This window comes from Bradyrhizobium sp. 604_D8_N2_3 (assembly GCF_051810765.1).
In the GTDB taxonomy this organism is placed as follows: domain Bacteria; phylum Pseudomonadota; class Alphaproteobacteria; order Rhizobiales; family Xanthobacteraceae; genus Bradyrhizobium; species Bradyrhizobium barranii.
Genome location: NZ_JBPWPM010000001.1, coordinates 6,992,129 through 7,009,371 on the forward strand (window position 1 = coordinate 6,992,129; position 17,243 = coordinate 7,009,371).

Annotated in this window: 18 protein-coding genes and 1 pseudogene; 9 read left to right on the forward strand and 10 right to left on the reverse strand. The window is 60.4% G+C overall.

All coding sequences use genetic code 11. The features are described from left to right. The first annotated feature begins 24 nt into the window (after positions 1 to 24). Genes AB7245_RS33520 through AB7245_RS33540 form a run of 5 tightly spaced genes read left to right on the forward strand, consistent with a single transcriptional unit; the run spans position 25 to position 6,648 of the window. On the forward strand, positions 25 to 1,161 hold the full coding sequence (locus tag AB7245_RS33520; protein ID WP_354076994.1) for an AI-2E family transporter: 1,137 nt from the start codon (positions 25 to 27) through the stop codon (positions 1,159 to 1,161). Further along, positions 1,158 to 1,757, forward strand: a complete 600-nt coding sequence (locus AB7245_RS33525; RefSeq protein ID WP_354076996.1) for a hypothetical protein — start codon at positions 1,158 to 1,160, stop codon at positions 1,755 to 1,757. Before AB7245_RS33520 ends, AB7245_RS33525 begins: the two co-directional genes overlap by 4 nt. Then, the gene (locus AB7245_RS33530) at positions 1,758 to 2,243 is read left to right on the forward strand and encodes a DUF992 domain-containing protein (RefSeq protein WP_071911293.1); all 486 of its coding nucleotides are present in this window, start codon (positions 1,758 to 1,760) and stop codon (positions 2,241 to 2,243) included. Between the two features lie 35 nt (positions 2,244 to 2,278). Further along, positions 2,279 to 3,523 (forward strand): efflux RND transporter periplasmic adaptor subunit, encoded by a 1,245-nt coding sequence (locus AB7245_RS33535; protein WP_354115937.1) that lies wholly within the window; start codon positions 2,279 to 2,281, stop codon positions 3,521 to 3,523. Next, on the forward strand, positions 3,520 to 6,648 hold the full coding sequence (locus tag AB7245_RS33540; RefSeq protein ID WP_439035414.1) for an efflux RND transporter permease subunit: 3,129 nt from the start codon (positions 3,520 to 3,522) through the stop codon (positions 6,646 to 6,648). Before AB7245_RS33535 ends, AB7245_RS33540 begins: the two co-directional genes overlap by 4 nt. Positions 6,649 to 7,184: 536 nt before the next feature. On the opposite strand, the gene AB7245_RS33545 is transcribed toward AB7245_RS33540, so the two are convergent. The 3 genes from AB7245_RS33545 to AB7245_RS33555 all read right to left on the reverse strand — a co-directional run bounded on the left by AB7245_RS33545 (position 7,185) and on the right by AB7245_RS33555 (position 9,116). Continuing rightward, positions 7,185 to 7,811: a response regulator gene (locus tag AB7245_RS33545; protein WP_063981767.1), complete on the reverse strand. Its 627-nt coding sequence runs from the start codon at positions 7,809 to 7,811 to the stop codon at positions 7,185 to 7,187. Between the two features lie 87 nt (positions 7,812 to 7,898). Then, complete coding sequence (locus AB7245_RS33550; protein WP_354115939.1) at positions 7,899 to 8,636, reverse strand: sensor histidine kinase; 738 nt, start codon at positions 8,634 to 8,636, stop codon at positions 7,899 to 7,901. Positions 8,637 to 8,903: 267 nt separating this feature from the next. Further along, positions 8,904 to 9,116 (reverse strand): hypothetical protein, encoded by a 213-nt coding sequence (locus tag AB7245_RS33555; RefSeq protein ID WP_354077003.1) that lies wholly within the window; start codon positions 9,114 to 9,116, stop codon positions 8,904 to 8,906. Here AB7245_RS33555 and AB7245_RS33560 point away from each other — a divergent pair. Continuing rightward, a complete protein-coding gene (locus tag AB7245_RS33560; RefSeq protein WP_354077005.1) occupies positions 9,082 to 9,429 on the forward strand; it encodes a hypothetical protein in 348 nt (115 codons plus the stop codon). The two genes, AB7245_RS33555 and AB7245_RS33560, sit on opposite strands and share 35 nt — an antisense overlap. A gap of 932 nt (positions 9,430 to 10,361) precedes the next feature. Here AB7245_RS33560 and trpC read toward each other — a convergent pair. Continuing rightward, a pseudogene (gene trpC / locus AB7245_RS33565) lies at positions 10,362 to 11,099 on the reverse strand (indole-3-glycerol phosphate synthase TrpC); the annotation flags it as partial. Between the two features lie 391 nt (positions 11,100 to 11,490). On the opposite strand from trpC, the gene AB7245_RS33570 reads away from it, so the two are divergent. Beyond that, on the forward strand, positions 11,491 to 11,643 hold the full coding sequence (locus tag AB7245_RS33570; RefSeq protein ID WP_439035415.1) for a hypothetical protein: 153 nt from the start codon (positions 11,491 to 11,493) through the stop codon (positions 11,641 to 11,643). 119 nt (positions 11,644 to 11,762) lie between these two features. Beyond that, positions 11,763 to 12,797, forward strand: coding sequence for an IS110 family transposase (locus AB7245_RS33575; protein ID WP_439035416.1), 1,035 nt, complete (start codon positions 11,763 to 11,765; stop codon positions 12,795 to 12,797). 431 nt (positions 12,798 to 13,228) lie between these two features. Here AB7245_RS33575 and AB7245_RS33580 read toward each other — a convergent pair whose 3' ends face one another. The 5 genes from AB7245_RS33580 to AB7245_RS33600 form a co-directional block, all read right to left on the reverse strand. Next, complete coding sequence (locus tag AB7245_RS33580) at positions 13,229 to 13,666, reverse strand: YybH family protein (RefSeq protein ID WP_439035417.1); 438 nt, start codon at positions 13,664 to 13,666, stop codon at positions 13,229 to 13,231. 948 nt (positions 13,667 to 14,614) lie between these two features. Then, a complete protein-coding gene (locus tag AB7245_RS33585) occupies positions 14,615 to 14,800 on the reverse strand; it encodes a hypothetical protein (protein ID WP_038934634.1) in 186 nt (61 codons plus the stop codon). A 149-nt stretch (positions 14,801 to 14,949) separates the two neighbouring features. After that, positions 14,950 to 15,135, reverse strand: coding sequence for a hypothetical protein (locus AB7245_RS33590; RefSeq protein ID WP_354112659.1), 186 nt, complete (start codon positions 15,133 to 15,135; stop codon positions 14,950 to 14,952). After that, positions 15,099 to 15,299, reverse strand: coding sequence for a hypothetical protein (locus AB7245_RS33595; RefSeq protein ID WP_354112643.1), 201 nt, complete (start codon positions 15,297 to 15,299; stop codon positions 15,099 to 15,101). The genes AB7245_RS33590 and AB7245_RS33595 overlap by 37 nt, the downstream gene beginning before the upstream one ends. A 171-nt stretch (positions 15,300 to 15,470) precedes the next feature. Next, positions 15,471 to 15,653, reverse strand: a complete 183-nt coding sequence (locus tag AB7245_RS33600) for a hypothetical protein (RefSeq protein WP_439035418.1) — start codon at positions 15,651 to 15,653, stop codon at positions 15,471 to 15,473. A gap of 400 nt (positions 15,654 to 16,053) precedes the next feature. Between AB7245_RS33600 and AB7245_RS33605 the strand changes: the two genes are divergently transcribed. Further along, positions 16,054 to 16,461, forward strand: a complete 408-nt coding sequence (locus AB7245_RS33605) for a hypothetical protein (RefSeq protein WP_439035419.1) — start codon at positions 16,054 to 16,056, stop codon at positions 16,459 to 16,461. A 279-nt stretch (positions 16,462 to 16,740) separates the two neighbouring features. On the opposite strand, the gene AB7245_RS33610 is transcribed toward AB7245_RS33605, so the two are convergent. Next, the gene (locus AB7245_RS33610; RefSeq protein WP_439035420.1) at positions 16,741 to 17,136 is read right to left on the reverse strand and encodes a response regulator; all 396 of its coding nucleotides are present in this window, start codon (positions 17,134 to 17,136) and stop codon (positions 16,741 to 16,743) included. Between the last annotated feature and the right edge of the window lie 107 nt (positions 17,137 to 17,243).

Sequence of the window (17,243 nt, forward strand, 5' to 3'; positions counted from 1 at the left end):
ATCCGCCGCCGAGACATCCGATCGATGAGCGACGTGAGGACAGGACAAGAGCAACCGCGCGAGGTCGTGGTCCGCGAGCCTCCAGACCAGGGCATGACCGACAGGCGGCGCGGCTTTCTCGCAACGGGTCTCGCCCTGCTCGCCACTTGCGTTGCTCTCTTCCTCGTATGGCAAACCGCCTCGAGTCTTCTCATCATCTTCGCAGGCGTACTGTTTGCTGCCTTTCTGGATGCCGCCGCACGCGCACTGGCGCTACTAATTCCACTCAATCGTGTCTGGCGGCTGACATTCGTGCTGCTGCTGCTCACCACCTTGGTCGGACTAGGCCTCGTCTGGGGAGGCGGCAAGCTGCCGGAGCAAACACGCATCCTGCTGAAGGTCATGGACACCCAGTTCGACGTCTTGCAGCAACGCCTTCTGACCTACGGCGTCGATCTGCTTGGTCCGGAATCGGGGCGCGATTTTGCGCAATGGCTGCTGTCCGATCAAGGCCGGTTCTTCAGCCACGCCCAGCTCGTCGTTGGCAGAGCGTCGAGCTTTCTGACTGGTGTGCTGGTGATCGCGTTCCTCGGTATCCTCTTCGCCTTTGATCCCACCAGCCATCGCGAGAGTCTGGTGATGCTGGCGAAGCCTTCCTATCGCGCCCGAACACGCGCCGTAATGAACGAGATGGGAAACGTCCTGCGGCTGTGGTTCGTCGGACAGCTGATCCGCATCATCCTAATGACACTGTGCGTGTGGGTCGCGCTCTATCTGATCGGGCTTCCCGGCCCCTTCGTGCTTGGGCTGCAGGCGGGCCTTTCCAACTTCGTTCCGTATCTGGGACCCATCCTTGCCGCGATCCCGATCGCGCTTGTCGCGATGCCGCTCGGCGCATCGCTGCTGATCTGGGCCGTCGTCATCTACACAATCATTCAATCGATCGAGGGCTATGTGATAGGCCCGTTGATCCAGCGCCAGGCGGTCGAAATTCCTCCCGCATGGACATTGGTCGCGATCGTACTGTTGGGCGCAATGCTAGGCGTGATGGGTATCGCACTCGCCATGCCGCTGGTCGCCGTCGGCCGGGTCGCGATCATTAGATTCTACGTCGAGGATTACCTCGGCGATAACAGCGGGCGCATGTCCAACAAGGGACCACCGCAAATGGGAGCGCCATGAGCGAGATTCGAGCCGAGCGGAACAATGGAATGGAGCCATCCCCGGCGCACACGCGGATGACACATTTTCTGTGGCAGCAACTTCCCTACATCATTGCACTGGTGCTCGCCGTCGCGGGCGTCGCCTATACCAACGCCTCTCACCAGCCTCTCGTTGGTTATTGGGAATTTCTCGCGCTCGCCATCGGCGTTGTGTGCGTCATCAACAAATGGCCGGAGGTCGATGGCAAGGAGGCCCGGTGGCGACTGATCTGGACCCAGGCGCTGCACTGGGTTGCCGTCCTGGTCACGATGAACATCATGCTGGTGTCAGGCGTTCAGCAATTGTTGCCGACGCCGGCAACCAGCCTCGTCCTTCTCACGTTACTTGCGCTCGGCACCTTCCTCGCGGGCGTCAGTCTTCTGTCGCCGCAAATTGCCTTCCTCGGCCTTGCGATGGGCGTCACGGTTCCGGCGATATCCTGGTTACAGCAATCCATCATCTTCTTCCTGTTGGGCGCCGTCCTGCTGATCGGCCTCGGCATCACGTTCTGGCTTCGCCAGGATCGCAGCCCAGGGAGTTCGCCCACCGACACCGGAAGTCAAATGGAGGCCTGAATGCGCATTAACCTGCTTCTTGCGATCATCTCTGGATCCGCCTTGATGTGCGCCGACGCCCTGCCCGCACGCGCCGAGGCGTTCAGGGTCGGCCGGCTCGTATGCACCAGCACTCCGCGCGTTGGGCTGGTGCTTGGCTCCGCGCAGGAGCTTCGTTGTATATTCATCACGAGACGCCCGGCCCGGCAGTACGTCTACGACGGACGGATCAGGCGCGTTGGTCTCGACATCGGCGTGACCAGCGCAGGAACCCTCTCGTGGGCCGTCTTCGCCAGGAACTCGCGCGTCGGCCCCGGCACGCTGCGCGGGAACTACGTGGGGGCGAGCGGCAATGTCGCGTTCGGCCCCGGTCTCGGAGCGAACGTTCTGATCGGAGGCTCTCGCCGGACGATTACGCTCCAGCCTCTGTCGATCGAGCGATCGATCGGATTGAACCTTGCGGCAGGCGTTACGAACCTGACACTCGGCCCGCGCGGACCGGGATAGCGGCTTGTCCCGCCCCCCGGAGCAAGGAGCGGAAAATGGACCTTGCGGACGTCTCGGTCAGGATGCTGGCGGCGGGTTTCCTGACATTCATCGCTGGCGGCACGGGCTGGACACAGCCAGCCGCAGGCCCTCCGCCCGCTGTCGGCATCGTGGAAGCGACCAGACGACCGATCACCGAGACCAACGAATTTCTCGGGCGGATCGAGGCGGTCAATCGCGTCAATGTCGTGGCTCGCGTCACCGCATTCCTGGAGCAGCGGTTGTTCGTCGAGGGTGCCGAGCTCAAGAAGGGCGACCCGCTTTACCGGCTTGAGCGCGGTCCGTTCGAGGCCGATCTCGCGTCAAAGCAGGCGCAGGTGGCCCAGCTCCGAGCAATGCTCGAGAACGCCAAGCTGACGACCGACCGGGCGCGTACGCTGCTCAGCGGGCCGGCCGGTCAGCAATCGACCTACGACGCGGCGATCGCCAACCAACGCAGCCTGGAAGCCCAGGTCCAGGCCGCGCAGGCACAAGTCGATGCGTCACAGATCAACCTCGATTACACCATGATCAGCGCGCCGATCGACGGCAAGATCGGACGAACGGCCGTGACCGAAGGCAATGTCGTCGGTCCCAGCTCGGGCGTCCTGACCACGATCGTCAGCCAGGATCCGATGTACGTCACCTTCCCGGTGCCGTTGCGCCAGGGGCTTGAACTACGTGAACGCTATGGTCCGCAGGGCGGCTTGGAAGCCGTGGTGATCCGGCTGCGGCTGCCCAATGGCCGCATGTATGGCAAGTCCGGCAAGCTGGATTTTGTCGACAACACCATCGCCCAGAACACGGACACGATCACCGTGCGCGGCGAGATCGCCAACCCGATCCTGCGCGCGCCGTCCGCCGCGGGCGTAACCGTTCACGAACTGACTGACGGCGAGTTCGTCACGGTCTTGCTGGAAGGTGTCCAGCCCATCGAAGTGTTGGCGGTCCCGCGTTCGGCGGTGCTGTCCGACCAGCAGGGTGACTATGTCCTCGCCGTTGGCGCCGGCGATAAGGCCGAACAACGCCGCATCAAGCTGGGGCAATCGACGCCCACCATCGCCTCCGTCATCAGCGGCCTCGCGGCAGGCGACAAGGTCATCGTCGAAGGCCTGCAAAGAGTTCGTCCGGGTCAGGCGGTTTCTCCGGGCCCGGCGAGCGCGCTGATCCAGTCGAGCATGAAGGCCGGCACAGGCGACGCGCCTTCGCAGCCAGACCATGGCGGTTCAACTGAACCGCGCCCGGGGGACAAAAAGCCATGATGTCCGCCGTGTTCATCGATCGCCCGCGACTTGCGATGGTCGTGGCCTTCATCATCACCATTGCAGGTGCGCTCGCGCTGACACGGATCCCGGTGGCGCAATTTCCGGACATTGTGCCACCGCAGGTCACGGTTGCCGGGACCTTTCCCGGCGCCTCTGCCGAGGTCGTGGAGGCCAGCGTCGCTCAACCGCTCGAAGCGCAAGTGATCGGCGTCGACCGAGCTCTCTATATGAAATCGACGAGCGGCAACGACGGCAGCTACACCCTGACGGTGTCATTTGCACTTGGCACCGATCCCGACATCAACACCGTCAATGTTAACAACCGGGTGCAGAGCGCGCTGTCGCAATTGCCCACCGAGGTGCAGCAGCAGGGCGTGACCGTGCAAAAGAAATCGTCGGCGATCCTGCAATTTCTGGTGCTTTACAGTGCCGACGGCCAGCAAGATCCGCTGTTCATCACCAACTACGCGATCATCAACATACTCGATGCGATCTCCAGCACGCCCGGTGTCGGCCAAGCTCACCTGTTCGCCAAGATGAACTACTCGATGCGGATTTGGTTCGATACGCAGCGGCTGACCAGCCTCAATCTCACGCCCTCGGACGTGATCGCGGCAATTCGAACGCAAAGCGTCCAGGCGCCGGTCGGCCGCATCGGCGCGCGTCCAATCAGCGACGACCAGCAATTCCAGTTCAACGTCCAGACCCTGGGACGGCTCGCGACGGTCGACCAGTTCGCCAATATCGTGCTGCGCGCCAACCCGGATGGTTCGACGCTGCTCGTCAAGGACGTCGCCCGGGTCGAGATTGGCGCGCAGAACCTCGACAGCGAAGCGCGGATCGACGGGCGCGCCGCGGTGCCTCTCGCGATCTATCTGGCGCCGGGCGCCAATGCCGTGACGACGGCGCAGGCGGTCGCGGCGACGATGCAGCGGCTATCGAAGCGATTCCCGACGGGGTTGAGCTATCTCGTGCAGTACGATTCCACGAGCTTCGTACGGGACACCATCTCGGAGGTTCTGCGGACACTGGGAGAGGCCTTCGTCCTGGTCGTGATCGTGGTTTATTTGTTCCTCGGTAATCTTCGGGCCACGGTGATACCAGCCATTGCCGTACCGGTCAGCCTGGTCGGCACCTTCGCGGTGCTGCTGATGCTTGGCTATTCCGCGAATACCGTGTCACTGCTCGCGATGGTGCTCGCCATCGGCATCGTCGTGGATGACGCCATCGTCGTCGTGGAGAACGTCGAGCGAGTGATGGAGGAGGAACCGGATCTTTCGCCAGTCGAGGCAAGCAAGAAGGCGATGACGCAGATCACGGCACCGATCATCGCGATCACGTTGGTGCTGCTCTCCGTCTTTGTTCCGATCGCCTTCATTCCTGGCATTTCCGGCACGCTGTTTCGGCAATTTGCGGTGACGATCAGCGCCGCCATGATGATTTCGGCACTGAATGCGCTGACCTTGTCGCCCGCCTTGTGCGCGCTGTTCCTGCGGCATACTGGACCCCGGCGCGGCATGATCGGCTACGTTCTTGGCGGCATTGACTGGATCCGCGATCGCTATAGCAGCGGCGTACGACGGCTGCTGCGCGTGGCCAGTCTCTCCCTCATCCTGGTCGCCGTGCTCGCAGCCGGCATTTTCGGGATGTCGCACCTGACGCCGACAGGGTTCCTCCCCGAGGAAGACCAGGGCGCTTTCTTCACTTCGGTGCAGTTGCCGGACGGTGCATCCGTTGCGCGGACCAGTGAAGTCACCAAACAGATCGAGGACGTCCTGAAGGAGATGCCGGCCGTCGACCATGTTCTGGCCATCATCGGTTTCTCCCTGCTTGACGGGGCGTCCGAGCCCAACAGCGCGCTGGTGGTGACGCGCCTCAAGCCGTTTGCCGATCGCAAGGCGGCCGCGGATTCGGTGCAGGCGTTGATCCGGCAGACTTACGCAGCCGGCGCACAAATCCGGCAGGCCAATGTACTGCCGTTCAATATGCCGCCGATCATCGGACTCTCCACCTCAGGCGGGTTCGAGTACCAGCTCCAGGCGCTGGAAGGACAGAGCCCCGCCGCGATCTCCAGTGTCACGGGTGCGTTGATCGGAGCGGCCAATGCCGATCCGCGGCTGACGCGAGTGTTCTCGACCTTCACCGCGACCAATCCATCGATCTATCTCGACATCGATCGACGTAAGGCGCAGGCGCTTGGCGTGACCATCAGCGATATCTTCACGGCCCTTCAGGCGACGCTGGGCGGCATCTACGTCAACAATTTCAACCTCTATGGACGTACCTGGCAGGTCAACGTTCAGGGGGAGGCGCTCGATCGCGCCGACCTTTCCGATATCTGGCGCATCTATGTCCGCAATAGCACGGGTCAGATGGTTCCGATGCGGTCGCTCGCCGGCATCAAGATCGTAACCGGGCCTCAGGTCATTACCCGCTACAACAATTATCGTTCAGTGACGGTGAACGGCAGCCCGGCGCCAGGCGTCTCGTCCGGCACCGCGATGGCAGCGATGGCAGAGATCTCCAACAACGTGCTGCCTGCAGGTTACAGTTTCGAGTGGACCGGCACCGCCTATCAGGAGCAACAGGCAGCAGGACAAACCGGGATGGTGCTCGCGCTCGCCGTGCTGTTCGCCTATCTGTTCCTGGTGGCGCTGTATGAGAGCACGGTGATCCCGATCCCGGTGCTGCTCTCCGTCGTTGTCGGCGTTCTAGGATCATATATCGGTATTAAAATCGCCGGCCTCAATCTCGATCTGTACGGCCAGATTGGCCTCGTGGTGCTGATCGCGCTTGCCGCCAAGAACGGCATCCTGATCGTGGAATTCGCGAAGGAACGACGGGAAGCCGGCACAGAGCTTGCGGAGGCCGCGATCCAGGGGGCGCATATGCGGTTCCGCGCGGTGATGATGACCTCGGTTGCCTTCATTCTCGGACTCCTCCCGCTCGTACTCGCAACCGGCGCCGCCGAGCTGAGCCGCAGGGCGGTCGGGACCGCTGTCTTTGCCGGCATGCTCGCCGCAAGCTCAATCGGGATTTTTATGGTGCCGATGCTCTACGTCACGTTTCAGCGCCTGCGCGAGCGCGCGAAGGCACGACCGGTCCCGGCGCGAACCACATGACCCGAGTATCCAGGACGGCGGGAATACGCCGAGCCTGTTGCTCAGGGTTTCGTTGGATGCCGGCGTTGCCGTTCCCCGCTACCGTTGTCCGTGCTTGAAACTGCGTAACAAGAAGACGTAACAAGAAGAGAGGAGAAGAACAATGAACGCTCCCACACGTCGTGTCTTCCTTGGTCTTGCGCAGGGCGCCGTCGCCGCCGCAGCTGTCGGCGCAATCGGCGTTCGTTTCATTGCGACAGCGGAGGCTATGCCGGTCGCCGCAAATCTGGGACGGGCCGCGATAACCACGGATCTCGCGACGCAGGCGCAGTGGGGTCCTCCGCATGGCCCCGGTTGGGGGCGGTCGCGACCGCGCAGGCGCCGTTGGGTTTGCTGGTGGCATCGCGGTCGCCGCCATTGCGGGTGGCGGTGGAGGTGACCGTCCGCGATCCCTCTGCGGACGGGAAGGGACAGAGCTGCACTTCCGCAGCGATCAGCTCTGCTTCACCGCCGCGATCGGTTGCGAAGCGCGGCGGGCCGGCAGTCGCTGATTTCGTTCACTCTTCAATCAATTTGGCTCGGATCGCGTAGCGGACCAGTCCAGCTATCGAATTGACCCCCAGTTTTCCCATGGCCGACGCCCGATGCGTTTCCGTGGTCTTCACGCTTGAGCTCAGCATCGCGCTGATACCCTTGTTGCTGTACCCCTCGGCCACGAGCTTGACAACGAGCCGCTCTCGCGGAGACAGCTTCACATGCCCCTCGCCAGCTTCGTCTTCTCGACCCGACTGACCACAAAATCGTCCGCCAACGAATGGCTTACGTGCCATTAGCGCTTCAACGGCAGCCAACAGCAGCTTGTTTGCGTCCGACTTGACCAGGAACGCGCGCGCACCCGCCTGAAGCGCCTCTTGAGCCAGCACTCCGGATTCGTGCGCGGTAAAGATCAGCACCTCAGTTTCGCGGAGATGTTTTTTTATTCCTCGAGTTATTTCCAGTCCCGTCATGCGCGGCATGAAGAAGTCGACGATCGCAACATCGGGCCGCTCTTTGAGAGCGGCCTCAAATGCCGATCTTCCGTCGGACGCCTCGGCGACAATCATCCAACCCGGCCGCTGCTCGAGGACCGCCCGTAGCCCGGATCGAACAGCATCATGATCATCAGCAATGAGAATTCGTTTCATGAGAGGGCTGCCTCGATGATCTTGTCGCAAGAGAACCTGGACGAGCTATGGGCGCTGCGTTTCAGCAGCATCTCCAACCGGGCCATCTCACTCGCGCGCAAGAGCGCATGGAAAGGTCGCGCGCAGGATGGTACCGCGCCGCAGCGTTGTGGGTGCCGATAATATCTCAAGCTGCCCTCCCATCTCTTGCAATCGAGCTCGCATGATACGGATTCCCGCTCCGGGTGCCCACGGACGAAAGCGGCATGCGCCATCTGCAGCGACCATGCCTTGTCCGTCGTCTCGGACCTCGAGCTTGAACTTCCTGTCCCTCGTCCCGATAGTTATGACGACCTGTGTCGCCTTGGCGTGACGGTAAACGTTCGTGAGGGCCTCCTGAACAATTCTCAGCAACGCTCGCTGCGCCCCGTATGGCAGGCCGTCGACCGCGGACGATATCGAGACCTCAATATTCAGCGGCGTTCGGGCTGCGAGCCCTTCTGCGAATTGCTCGATTGTCGTCCTGAGCCCTCCTTCAAACAGGTCCTGAGGGTGAAGCAGATATGTGAGGGACCGCAATTCCTTCATAGCGCGATCGATCGAGATGTCGAGCTGATCGCAATGTCTCGTCGCCTTCAGAGGATCGCCTAGCGCACTCCTTACTTGCATCAGAATGAGGCTCGCCGCCACCAGATGCTGGCACGTTGAATCGTGAAGCTCCGACGCAATTTGACGATGAACTTCTTCCTGCAGAGCGAGCCGTTCGGAATTCGCCTTGCGCGCATGCCTCGATCCTCCGGAGGCATTTCGAACATGTCGGCTGACCGGTGTCTCCTGAAGGGACATGATACACTCGCCTTCCTGCAGTGCTAACTTTCGCACCGCTAGTTTCCTGGCATATGCAGACAACTCTCCGATAAATTTAGCCTACCGCCGCGACACACCGACCACGCAATCAGTATAAGCCACTACGTAGAAATCCTCTAGGCAGCCAATCCCCGTCGTGTGCCGAGCATCCCAAATTTGGCGCGATGCTCCCTGATTCAAATCAAGGAGCTGCAGGTAAGGAGCAGCATGCGGGTCGGCGAAAACGCGATTATGAAGACGCGTCCGTCAATCTGCGCGCTGTGTCATCGCCCGCTTGACGGCGGCGGCAGCAATCGAGCGGCCCGGCGAGGATGTTGCGCCGCAGAACAGTCCGCCGCTGTTTAGGTAAGACGTCTTTCCATATTCCGCCCGGGCCACCTCTTTGAAATTCCGTAATTCGGAAATCAACAGAGGCATCGTCGGCTTGTCTTTCGGCGTCGCATCGATCTCCGGATCCATCGCGGCGTTCTATTCGGAGCTGTTCGACACGCGGATCCGCTACACTGGTCTCGTCTTCGCAAAAGAAGTCAGCGGCGCTGTCGTCGGCGGCTTTACGCCACTGATTTCGACGCTGCTGGTGCAGTGGAGTGGCGACGCGAGCTGGCCAGTCTCGGTCTGCATGATGGTCACGGCGCTGGCAGCGTTTTTGTGCGCCTATCTCGCCAGGGACATCCTCGACGTCGGCCAGCGAAACGTCACAACTGCGACGAAACGCGACGCTCTTGTGGGCGTGCGACAAGTCATGGACGATACTGGCGACCATGCGAGATGACGAGCGCGACGGTGATGCGAACCAGCAAGAACATCTCGCGAACATCGCCAAGTCGACGCACGGCGCGATGTCCGACCACCAAAAGCGTCGCACGAGACGCGCTTTGCTCTGTCGCCTGAAATGGAAAAACCCTGCGCCAATAGGGCTTTCGATATGGTGGGCGCACCAGGGCTCGAACCTGGGACCCGCTGATTAAGAGTCTCATTCTCTAAAAGAGATTTCAGGCACTTAGCTGTAAAAGGCAACCAGAACAGCACTAGCAAAATCAATACGTTATGGCCGAAATGTAAATCGCTTGATCGTTCCGCCAGCACCCGCGCCCCTTGCGTCCCGAACGTAAGTAGCAACCGAAAAGTTCAACAAAAACAGTGAACTTCGCTCCTGGTTGACCACCTTTATCGCTGTTTGTTCAGGGCGGTTCGGTGGTCAATCGGTGGTCAGCTAACCGGGCAAGTCTCGGCGCTGTGGCTTCGCGGCACTATGAAGGCATGGAGTCATTAGCCGCCTTCGCGCCTCCACCTGCCCCTCATATTCGTCGCACTACTAACGACAACGGCCCCTGCGTAACCCGCCTTAACGCAGGTGCGTCAACGACTAGCGTCGGGGTTCGAGTCAGGAGACCGCTACCGCCTTTCCACACACGACGCAAATCTGCGATATTCCCTCCGATCGTCCGCCTGAACCCGGCAGCTCGTCGAACGGTAGGCTCAAGTCGGGGACCCGCAGCAGACCCCCTAGATTTTCGTCGTTTGTAATCTCATTGAGCTTGTAAAGACTTAGCTCTTTTGGCCCGCTCTACCCCCATTTGCCGACCTCGGCTTCGGCTGGCGTGAGGTCGCCTGAGCCGACACGGCTTCGTGCAGCGATCGCAGGCGCCTTTGGACTACCGTTTTGAAGGTCCGCATCTTCCCGCAATTTGGTCATGCAGTCGCTTATTGAGAGGATGGCGCGACTCGACTGGAACGTATTCCCGCCGCCGTCGCCGGCGTGTCCCGCACCAGCAGCGCGCGGGTTGCCGCCGTCACATCGGGCTGACGCATCAGGCTCTCGCCGACCAGAAAGGTCGACATTCCCACACGCTCAAGCCTGGCCAGATCGTCCGGCGTGAAGATACCGCTTTCCCCGACCATCAGCCGCTCCTCCGGGATAAGCGGCGCTAGCGCCTCGCTGGTCGCGAGCGTGGTCTCGAAGGTACGGAGATTGCGATTGTTGACGCCGACCATCGGCGAGCGGAGTTTCAGCGCCCGCTCGAGTTCGGCTCGGTCGTGGATCTCGACCAGCACATCCATCTGAAGCGCGATGGCGGCGTCCTCAATATCTTTGGCGGCGGCGTCATCGAGCGCGGCCATGATGATCAGGATGCAGTCCGCGCCGTGAGCGCGGGCTTCGACGACCTGATAGATGTCGAACATGAAATCCTTGCGCAGCACCGGCAGATTGGTCGCCGCGCGCGCCGCGACCATGAAGTCGAGATGCCCCTGGAACGACGGAGTATCGGTCAGCACCGAGAGGCAGGCCGCGCCCCCGGCCTCGTACGCCTTTGCCAGGGCCGGCGGATCGAAATCGGCGCGGATGAGGCCCTTCGATGGCGAAGCCTTCTTGATCTCAGCAATCAGCGCATAGTCACCGCCGCCATGCTTTTCCTTGATCGCACGGACGAAGCCGCGCGGCAACAAGAAGGGCGGGCAGTTCATGGCCGTCAAGAAGAGCGCTGTGAAGTATAAGGGCGTTCGGAAAGAGAAGTGACGGTCATGTAGCGGCGATCATCCTCACGGCGCTCATTGCGTTTTCGGTGTGGGTGATTGCGCTATGACTTGAGAGGTGTCGGGTACATCAATCTCATTAGATCGCCCTGACACTCACACGGCATCCCCGCACACTGGCAGCCGAACTCATCCGACCACGCCATCTCGGCTGATATCGCAGACTTAACCGAGCGTCACGATCTGCGCAATCCGCTCGCCTCGATCAGCGCCGGCGTGCAAGCTCGTCGAGCTCGCAGCCAACGTCGAGGCCGTCCAGGACGGCCACATCTATATCGAGAGGATCAACGCGCCCTTCTTGTTCAAGCTGAAGGGCAGTGGAAGCGGGTTCGGCGCCGGGTTCAAATTCGCGATCGAGCGCGGCTGGCTGTCGAAGCACGAGAGCGGCACTTACGTGAAGTTGACGCCGCCCGGTGAATATCTGCTGACTGGCAAATTGCACACCGGCTAGATGCCGTAATGGGCCCTGCTCCGTGCAAGGGGGCATGATGGTGGCTGTCCCCCCCGATAGATGATGAAACGGGGTCACGACTTGAGTCGGCCCCAAGCATCTGGAGACGGAGGACAGCCGTGGAGAATTATGCCGGAATTGACGTGTCGTTGGAACTGTCGAGCGTATGCGTTGTGGATTCCCAGGGTAAGATCCTGAAGGAGGCGAAGGTCGCAAGCGAACCCGACGCCTTAGTCGAATTTTTCGAGACGCTTGGCTTTGCAGTGAATCGGATCGGGCTGGAGGCTGGGCCACTGTCGCAATGGCTGCATGCGGGGCTGCAAAGAGCAGGATTCGAGACGGTTCTGCTGGAAACACGGCATGTGAAGGCAGCATTGTCGGCGATGACAGTGAAGACGGATCGCAAGGATGCACGCGGAATTGCCCAGTTGATCCGGATGGGATGGTTCCGCGCGGTGCACGCAAAGTCGATAGGGGCTCAAGAGATCCGAGCGCTGCTGGTTGCGCGCAAACAGCTTCTTGGGCGACTTATCGATGTGGAGTTAAGTATCCGCGGGATTTTGCGTGGCTTTGGGCTGAAGGTTGGCCCGGTGACGCGGAAGAATTTCGAAGCGCGGATCCGAGAGTTGGTTGCGGGTCAGGCGACATTGGAACGCATTGCCATAGCGATGCTTTCGGCACGATCGGCCTTGAAGGCAGAGTACGGAAGGCTACACAAAGCTGTGCTGGCAACGGTGCGTGACGATGCGGTCTGTCGCCGGCTCATGACAGTGCCAGGTGTTGGTCCCCTAGTGGCGATTACCTACAAATCGGCGATTGATGATCCTCATCGCATTGTAAAATCGAAGGCGGCAGGCGCGCTGTTCGGGCTCACGCCAAAGAAATACCAATCGGGAGAAAAGGACGTCACGGGCGGGATCACGCTGGCCGGCGACGAGATAGTGCGTACGGTGTTGTATGAGGCCGCCAACGTTCTGCTATCGCGCATCACGCGATTCTCAAAACTTAAGCGCTGGGGGATGGACGTCGCCAAGCGGCGAGGCTCGAAGCGCGCAAAAGTCGCCTTGGCACGCAAGCTCGCAGTGATCCTGCATCGAATCTGGGTCGACGGCACAACTTACCGATGGACCGACGCGGCCCCGATCGCAGCATAGAACACGAGGAGAAGAATTGGAATGCAACCGGGCTGAACTGAGCCTGGTGCCCGAAGTCCCGTCGCCGGGACGGTGGATCCGGTGAAGCCGTTACACGCCCAGTGGCCGTCTTCTGACGGACCACGCGTATCTAGATAGGCTCACCGCTCCCTCTGACAGCATGATGTGGCGGCCAGGCGTTGACCACGGACAGAAGCATGAGCTCGGCGGCGTGACATTCACTCGGGAGGCTTGACATCATCGGGCCCATTACAGAAGGGCGTGTACTCATAAAAGGCACCGAAGTCGGCTTTTGGAATTTTAGCAGAATTCTCCTCAACCAGAGTATTGCCGGTTTTGACCCAACCCGAACATATCTTACACCGGGGACAAGTAGCCCTTTTGGGTGTCCAGTAAGACCGCCTCGCCGGACCGATTAAGCTTCGACCGCCTTAGTTGAATGTTTGCAGCCTCAATTTGAGCGATCCGTCGGCTTGGCGTTCGAAGACGTGCGTCGCTAAACCACTGAAGGGAGACGGCTTGCCCTCCTTGTCTTTACCCGTGGCGCTCCACTTGGCTGTGCCGAAGACAACCTTGTCGTCTCCGCCGGCGTCGATCATCTCCAACTTGTGATCCGTCACACCGCTCGCGAAGAGTCCGGCAAAGAACTTCTCGATCTCGGCCGGACCCGACGCGACCTGATGTGTGGGTGGCATCAATTTTGCCGTCGCGGCATAGGAGGCGCCGATGGCTTTCTCGTCGTGCTTATTGAATGCGGCATCCCAAGCGGCGTAAGCCTTCTCCACGTCCCCCTTGGCGTCCGCGGCCAACGAAATTCCCGGCGCGCCGAGCAGACAAATGACTAGTGCTGATGTTGGAGCCAACTTCATAGGATACTCCCTCTGTAGGATAACGCCTTTCCCGATTGATTAGATCATCACTACGATCGTCGGCCGCGGCTGCAATCCGCCAGCTTGACGACACCGTCGCCGGTCGCACTGTGGCCGGCCATTGGTTCATTACGGAAGAGGTGCAGGCGATGGTAACTTCAACGGCGCCGTTCACCTCGGGAGTCCATATCGCGCGTCATGACACCGCTAATGCAGCCGGTCGCACCCGCGCGAACTTCAACCGCCACGACCAGTTTTGCGCAGGCACATGCACCATGGCTGGTTGCCGGAAGACTCCATCCAATAGTTCGCGGAAGAGCAATTCCGGGCAATTACCGTCAACCACGTTGACAAATGGGAGAGAGCGACCGCGCACATATTGCCTAGACCGGAAATCACTGCGCTGGTCCCGGTGTAATTCGCCTTTTTGGCCCTTAGCGGACCTTCGTGAAATGTCGGCTTGTGCGCCGCTGTTGGCGAATATGCGGACATCGCGGATTTATGAGTACACGCCCTAAAAAGAGGCCGCCAACTGAGGCGGCCTTTACTTTGCATCGATTGAGATATTTGCGGGCGGCCGCCTCTTGAGGCGCCAGTACCCGACCAAGGCGCGCCACTCGAGCAGGATGACGATGGTGGCAATCAGCGCACTACCAAGCCCTGCCATTATCAAAATCATTTGGAGCATCGAATCATCGCGGCCGCGTCGATGTTCCTAAGTATCAAAGTGAACAACTGTTCCGAAGTTTTATTTGGTCGGCTCTAGCCTAGAAGCTGCCAAAAGGCGGCTTCAAAACTCCAGAATCAACCAAATGATAAGGCCAGCGTTGACGCTGCCTACGGTGACTATGCCCGCCTGAATAAGCCGCTCGGTCATGCTGATCCTCGCGATCTTGAGACGGGACCATGCGCTTAACCGGAACGAGCGTCTATGCAGATTGGGCCAGTTTAAGTTCCGTCACGGACCTTGCGTTCGAGCATGGCCGCCTCGACCTGATCGGCAAGAACCGTGAGATGGTTGGCCAGCCTCTCGAACAAGTCGCGCTTGGCTTTGTCAGTGGCAAGATCGCTAATGAGCTTGCACTCGGCCGCGTCGGTCCGCAGCTTTTCTAATTGCGCTTGATAGTCCCGCATGGCACTCCCCGCCGCGCGTACTTTCCCTTCGGCTGATTTTACCACAGCATTAGGCGCCCTGTCAGCGCCCACTTGCCGGCTGCAACCCGGGGCACCTGAGCTATTCGCAGATATTCGAGCCATCGGAGAGGTCGCCAACTGAGGCGGCCTCAATGCAGCTTCTGGCGAAATTTACAGATGAGCTCGCGCAGCCCCTCAATGTCCTCGCCGATCATCTTGCGCAGCTCCTTTAGCCACTCCTGCTCCTTTTGAGCAGTAAGCTTCTTGGGTAGCTCCTTCTCGCTCATGTCGAGAGCAATCAGGTTGGCGGCTGCAGCCCGGGCGATCTCAACCACTCGCTCATATGCGAGCCGGTCTCTGCTTGGCGGGCTTTGCGTAGGAGGGTTTCGCGCTCAGAACCGTGCGGGAGCTTCTTAGCTTGCTCTCTTAGGCGTTCGGCTTCCTGGGCAAGGCGCTCTTCGAGGGATTGGGTTTGCTTGAACCGGCGACGGTGCTTCATGACTGGCCTCGTGCATACGGGTCCTAACCGTAGGGTTTGCACCCACAATTTTAGCCACTTCCGCCCAGGGCCGTCATTAAGAAAAGCTTGAAAAGCTCATTTGGTCGCGATGGTTCGGAAGGTCGGCTGAGGTCGGAAACAGGCCAGTGTCAAAGTGTCAAACTGAAAGTCCTAGTTGGGCCGCTGCAGGCCCGGCGAACGCAGCCAATCGCTTAGATGCGAGCCCGTCTCGGCAATCCCGGCTCGCTTAAGCAGGGCTTCACGCTCCGCCCCAGCGGGCAACTGGTGAGCCCGTTCTTTGAGTTCGGCGGCCTGATCGGCCATTCGTTCTTCAAGGGAGCGGGTTTGTTTCACTCTACGGCGCTCCGGCACAGCGGCCTCCTTGAGTAGGCTAGCGACGACTCATAACGGTCCCAAAGAGATTCAGTTCCCGGAATTGAACTTTGTCGCCCTCCCGCCGAGCCTACTGCTCGCGCGGCCTCTGCCTTTGAGCCTTGCGCGCCATCTCCATCCATTCTTCCCCAAGCTTCAGCCAGGCCTCTTTGTCGGCGTCTCGCGTCGCCTTCTCAGCCTCATCCAGGCAATTCTGCGCTTGGCGCAGATATCTCACAAAATCAGCGTCGCCCATCGCGGACAATGCGGCGGCGAACGGAAGGTGCCGAATGAGAAGCCACAGGCGCCGTCTTAAGACAGATCCTGCGGCCCGTCCCCCCGCAGCCCGGGTCGTTCTCTTCGCCTTGTATCGGAGTAGCGTATGCGTTCCTCGCCCTCGATCGTACCGGCCGACCGCCTCGACCGCGACATCTATCTGGTGCTTGAAGACTTTGGCGCGCGTGCCGGTTGCGCCTGGCGCGAGACCGACGAGGCTGACACCGACCTCGATATCATCCTGCAAAATCTCCTGTCCGGCCAGTACGCCTATCCGGTCCGAATTGTATCCTTCAATCCCGTCAAGGGGTGGTCGCGGAAAGCTACTTCCGAAGTCGCCGACGCACTGGCCCAGCGCGCAGCCGACATCGACGCCGAGATCTCACCTGCGCTGCAAGACTTCATCGCCGCCAACGCCACAAGGCGCTTCGACATGCAGCGGGGTCGCCTGATGTCCAGCGAGAATAAGCCGGGCGGCAGCCGGCGCCACGGCCACGACGTGCGTCAACTGTGACGATCTCGGCTGGGTTTGCGAGAACCACCCGGACCGCCCCTGGGACGGCCCGCGCGCCTGCAGCTGTGGCGGCGCCGGCGCACCCTGCCCGGCCTGCAATGCTGCTGGCGAAGGTGAAGTGCCGCGCATGCCGGAAGGCTTTCGGGTGGAGGTCGACAAGGACGGCTGGCGACACTGAGGCGTCTTGTGACAGTTCAGAACGAGGCCCGGCATAAGCTTTATGCCAGACCTCGTGCCCTGAACGACTTGGGCGGCAAGCCGTCCTTAGGCGCTAAAGATTTACGCTGCTCCCCGAGGCTTGTCTTGCGTTTTTTCAGGCTCTCCATTCAGTAGGACTGCATCGATTGTGTGCTTGAGCGCAACCGGCGTACAGGGTTTGACGAGGACAGGCATTTTTTCAAATCCGTCGGGCAGACCTGCACTTCCGTAACCGCTCAAGAAAAAGAAGGGCAGCCCCCGGCCCCTCACTACCTCGGCAACTGGCTGCACGTTGATGCCTTGCAAATTGATGTCGAGGATCGCGAGATCATAGCCCTCAAGTTCTGCAAGAGCTCGCGCTTGATCTACGCTTCCCGCCTCGGCGATGACTCTGTGCCCCAATTCCTCAACCATCTCGACAAGCATCATTCGAATGAGCGCTTCATCTTCGACAAGGAATATCGATGCTTGCGTCATGTCTTGCCTCAATCCCTGCTCGCACCGGCCACCGAGAGCCCGTTAAGAGGCTGAGAGACCGCAGTCGTAAGCTGCGGCGGCGCAAAGGGTTTCTGGATCTTCGACAA

Bases quoted from the DNA above. Each gene is read 5' to 3' on its own strand.
- AB7245_RS33520 (WP_354076994.1), top strand. From the start codon at position 25: ATGAGCGACGTGAGGACAGGACAAGAGCAACCGCGCGAGGTCGTGGTC.
- AB7245_RS33525 (WP_354076996.1), top strand. From the start codon at position 1,158: ATGAGCGAGATTCGAGCCGAGCGGAACAATGGAATGGAGCCATCCCCG.
- AB7245_RS33530 (WP_071911293.1), top strand. From the start codon at position 1,758: ATGCGCATTAACCTGCTTCTTGCGATCATCTCTGGATCCGCCTTGATG.
- AB7245_RS33535 (WP_354115937.1), top strand. From the start codon at position 2,279: ATGGACCTTGCGGACGTCTCGGTCAGGATGCTGGCGGCGGGTTTCCTG.
- AB7245_RS33540 (WP_439035414.1), top strand. From the start codon at position 3,520: ATGATGTCCGCCGTGTTCATCGATCGCCCGCGACTTGCGATGGTCGTG.
- AB7245_RS33545 (WP_063981767.1), bottom strand. From the start codon at position 7,811: ATGAAACGAATTCTCATTGCTGATGATCATGATGCTGTTCGATCCGGG.
- AB7245_RS33550 (WP_354115939.1), bottom strand. From the start codon at position 8,636: ATGTCCCTTCAGGAGACACCGGTCAGCCGACATGTTCGAAATGCCTCC.
- AB7245_RS33555 (WP_354077003.1), bottom strand. From the start codon at position 9,116: ATGGATCCGGAGATCGATGCGACGCCGAAAGACAAGCCGACGATGCCT.
- AB7245_RS33580 (WP_439035417.1), bottom strand. From the start codon at position 13,666: ATGAAGTTGGCTCCAACATCAGCACTAGTCATTTGTCTGCTCGGCGCG.
- AB7245_RS33585 (WP_038934634.1), bottom strand. From the start codon at position 14,800: ATGCGGGACTATCAAGCGCAATTAGAAAAGCTGCGGACCGACGCGGCC.
- AB7245_RS33595 (WP_354112643.1), bottom strand. From the start codon at position 15,299: ATGAAGCACCGTCGCCGGTTCAAGCAAACCCAATCCCTCGAAGAGCGC.
- AB7245_RS33605 (WP_439035419.1), top strand. From the start codon at position 16,054: ATGCGTTCCTCGCCCTCGATCGTACCGGCCGACCGCCTCGACCGCGAC.
- AB7245_RS33610 (WP_439035420.1), bottom strand. From the start codon at position 17,136: ATGACGCAAGCATCGATATTCCTTGTCGAAGATGAAGCGCTCATTCGA.